The sequence below is a fragment of the Protofrankia sp. Cr1 genome (genome assembly GCF_963555865.1).
GTDB lineage: Bacteria > Actinomycetota > Actinomycetes > Frankiales > Frankiaceae > Protofrankia.
The window spans coordinates 9474-12383 of sequence record NZ_CAUVXO010000132.1; the positions used below are offsets into that span (position 1 = coordinate 9474).

Here is a 2910-nt window from a genome sequence, read left to right on the forward strand (position 1 = left end):
CGGTCCGTTCTCATGTGCGCCGCAACCGCCCGATTCTCCGAATTTCTCCAAGCCACCGGGACCGTGGTGGGAGCGGGCACGACCGGTTGTCACTCGCAAATCGTAAGATATCGGAATGAACGAGTCATAACATCTGCAGGTAGCTGTACCGACTTCTCGATATGATCTTCTCTGCCGGGACCGACGCCGGCCAGAATGAGCCGGCCTGTTGGGTGCTGGGACGAGCCTGGACGGGCATACCGCTCCCAGGCCCGGCAGCTCGCCGTTGCCCAGAATCCAGCACCCAGGCTGCGGCCTGGGCGCCGCCGTGATCCCCGGACACGGAGGACCCTGTGACCGACTCCAGCACCGATCTCACCGGCAACGGCCACCGGCACGGCAGCTCCATCTCGTCGCCGCCGCACCGGTCCGACGCGACGATCGCCACCGCCCGGACGATCGCCTACCTGCTCCTGGCACCGCTGCCGGCCCGCTGGGCACACTCTGCGACGGTGGCGGCCCAGGCAGACGAGATCGCGTCCACTGTCGCGTCGTCCGACCGGGGCCTGCTCGTCTCCGCGGCCTGGCTGCACGACATCGGCTACTCCCCACTGCTGATTGATTCGGGCTTTCATCCACTTGACGGCGCGCTCCACCTCATCCGGGCCGGCGCACCGATGCGGCTTGCCGCGCTGGTCGCGCATCACTCCGAAGCACGGCTGCTCGCGCAACCACGCGGGCTGCTCGACGCTCTCGATGAGTTTCCACGGGAGGACGGATCTGTCACGGACGCGCTCGCCTACGCGGACATGACCGCGGGACCAACCGGTGAGATCATGTCCGTGGCACGACGCTTCGCCGACATCCGCGAACGGCACGCCGATGAACCTCCGGACCTGTTCGCCGCGCGGCGCCGGCGAGAGCCACAGCTCCTCGCCGCGACGGCACGCGCCGCGCGGCGCCTGCGAGGCTGCGGACCGCAAACGTACGTCCCCGAGTCGGCCCGGGACCTGACGTACGCCGGTTCGGCTGCGATCCATGGCACCACGATCCGTGGCACCACCGGCGATAGCACCACCGGCGATAGCACCACCGGCCGTGCACACCCGTGATCTCACCGGAGCCACGGGGCACAGGCACGAACGCACGGCACGAGGCTCGGCGGCCGGCGCGACGCCGTCGGGCCATCCTGCACTCCATCCTGCGTGCGTTACTGACCACGACAGTGCTGGTCGTGCTCTACTACCTGCTGCCGCTGGACCGCCCGCCCGCAAGCAGCGCCGGCGCAGCCGTGCGGGTGGCCGTCGGTCTGGTCGTGTTCACCACTGTGATCAGCATTCAGGTCTGGCAGATCGCCCACGCCCCCTACCCAAGACTGCGTGCCGTGGAGTCCATCGCCGCGTCCCTGCCACTGTTTCTACTGCTCTTCGCAATCACGTACTTCCTGCTCGCCCGGGAACAGGCGGCCGCCTTCACGGAGCCGTTGACCCGTACGGACGCACTGTATTTCACGATCACCGTGTTCAGCACGGTCGGATTCGGCGACATCGCGCCCCGGACCGAGGCGGCCCGGATCATAGCAATGATTCAGATGCTGGGCGACCTCGTCGCCATCGGCGTGATCGCACGAATCTTCGTCAGTGCGATCACAGCCGGGCTCCAGCGCCGATCCACAACGACGACGGAACCCGACAGTGAATCGGTCGACACCGACCCATCCACGATTGACAGGTGACGACCACCACGAGGATGCGCTGACATCACGTCGGAGTCCTTCGCAGTCGTTCAACGGTGTCCGAAGGCGTCCGAAGGCGATTCGCCCGGATGGGTGGTTCGGGTCCCCCCGGATCCTCGGGGCACGCGACGCGAGCCATGATCGCATACCCTGCGGCCCTGCGGATGGGCACCACGGGTAGCCTGCACCGACCGTGAAGAGCATGGACAACGCCACGAACGCGGGCGGCAACCGGCGGAGCCGACTCACCGAGCCGGGCTGGCTGCTGCTGCCGTTGCGGGTGTTTCTCGGCGTCACGTTCACCTTCGCCGGACTGCAGAAACTCGCCGACCCCGCCTACCTCGACCCGGCATCGCCGACGTCGGTCCATCGACAGATCGGGTCCTTCGTCCATTCCAGCCCGATCGGGGCACTTCTCGGCCTGGCCCAGCCGTATCCGGACACCGTCGGAATCCTGATCGCAATAGGCGAGGTCGCCGTTGGCATCGGGACCCTCATCGGCCTGTGGGCCCGGCTCGCCGCCGTCGCGGGCACCGTCTTCTCCCTGATATTCCTGCTCACAGTAAGCTGGCATACGCGGCCGTACTACTACGGCTCGGACATCGTCTTCGGCGTCATGTGGTTGCCGTTCACCGCGGTGGGCAGCGCCGGGGTGCTGTCGGTGGACGCCTGGCTCATCCAGGTGCGCGGTCACGACGCTCGGCGCCGCGCGCTGCTGCGTCAGGGTGCGGTGACCGGCCTCGCAGCGCTGGGCGCTCTGGGCACCGCCGGCCTGACCGCCTGGCTAGGACGGGCGATCGGTGGGCGTACGGTTTCCCATCCAACGGTAGCGGCGGCACCCGACGACAACGTCGGCGGCACAGTTGTCGCGCGGACGGACGAGATCGATCAGGGGTCGGCGAAGAGCTTCACCAACCCCCGTTCCGGGGAACCGGCCTGGCTCGTCCACCTACCGGCAGGTGGATTCGCCGCGTTTTCGGCCGTGTGCACCCATGCCGGATGTGCCGTGAGCTTCCAAACCTCTGACCAGCAGTTCGCCTGCCCCTGCCACGGCGCGTTCTACTCGGCCTCGAGCGGGGCGGTCCTCGGTGGCCCGGCGCCGTTCCCGCTGACCCGCCTGCCGCTGCGCCTCGACGGCGACAACGTCGTCGTCGACTGATCTCGAAAGTCATCCGCGTGGGATGTCAGCCCGGTCG

At 67.9% G+C, this 2910-nt stretch carries 3 protein-coding genes; all 3 read left to right on the top strand.

Annotated features, from left to right (window positions below; translation table 11 throughout):
* Positions 1-332 precede the first annotated feature (332 nt).
* The 3 genes from U9980_RS12815 (at position 333) to U9980_RS12825 (ending at position 2873) form a co-directional block, all read left to right on the top strand.
* Positions 333-1091, top strand: coding sequence for an HD domain-containing protein (locus tag U9980_RS12815; protein WP_322768111.1), 759 nt, complete (start codon positions 333-335; stop codon positions 1089-1091).
* On the top strand, positions 1088-1714 hold the full coding sequence (locus tag U9980_RS12820) for a potassium channel family protein (protein ID WP_322768112.1): 627 nt from the start codon (positions 1088-1090) through the stop codon (positions 1712-1714). The genes U9980_RS12815 and U9980_RS12820 overlap by 4 nt, the downstream gene beginning before the upstream one ends.
* A 202-nt stretch (positions 1715-1916) precedes the next feature.
* Complete coding sequence (locus U9980_RS12825; protein WP_322768113.1) at positions 1917-2873, top strand: TQO small subunit DoxD; 957 nt, start codon at positions 1917-1919, stop codon at positions 2871-2873.
* The last annotated feature ends 37 nt before the right edge of the window (positions 2874-2910 follow it).

What these genes read in the sequence shown, in the direction of transcription:
- U9980_RS12825 (WP_322768113.1), top strand. Translation starts at nt 1,917, where the DNA reads ATGGACAACGCCACGAACGCGGGCGGCAACCGGCGGAGCCGACTCACC.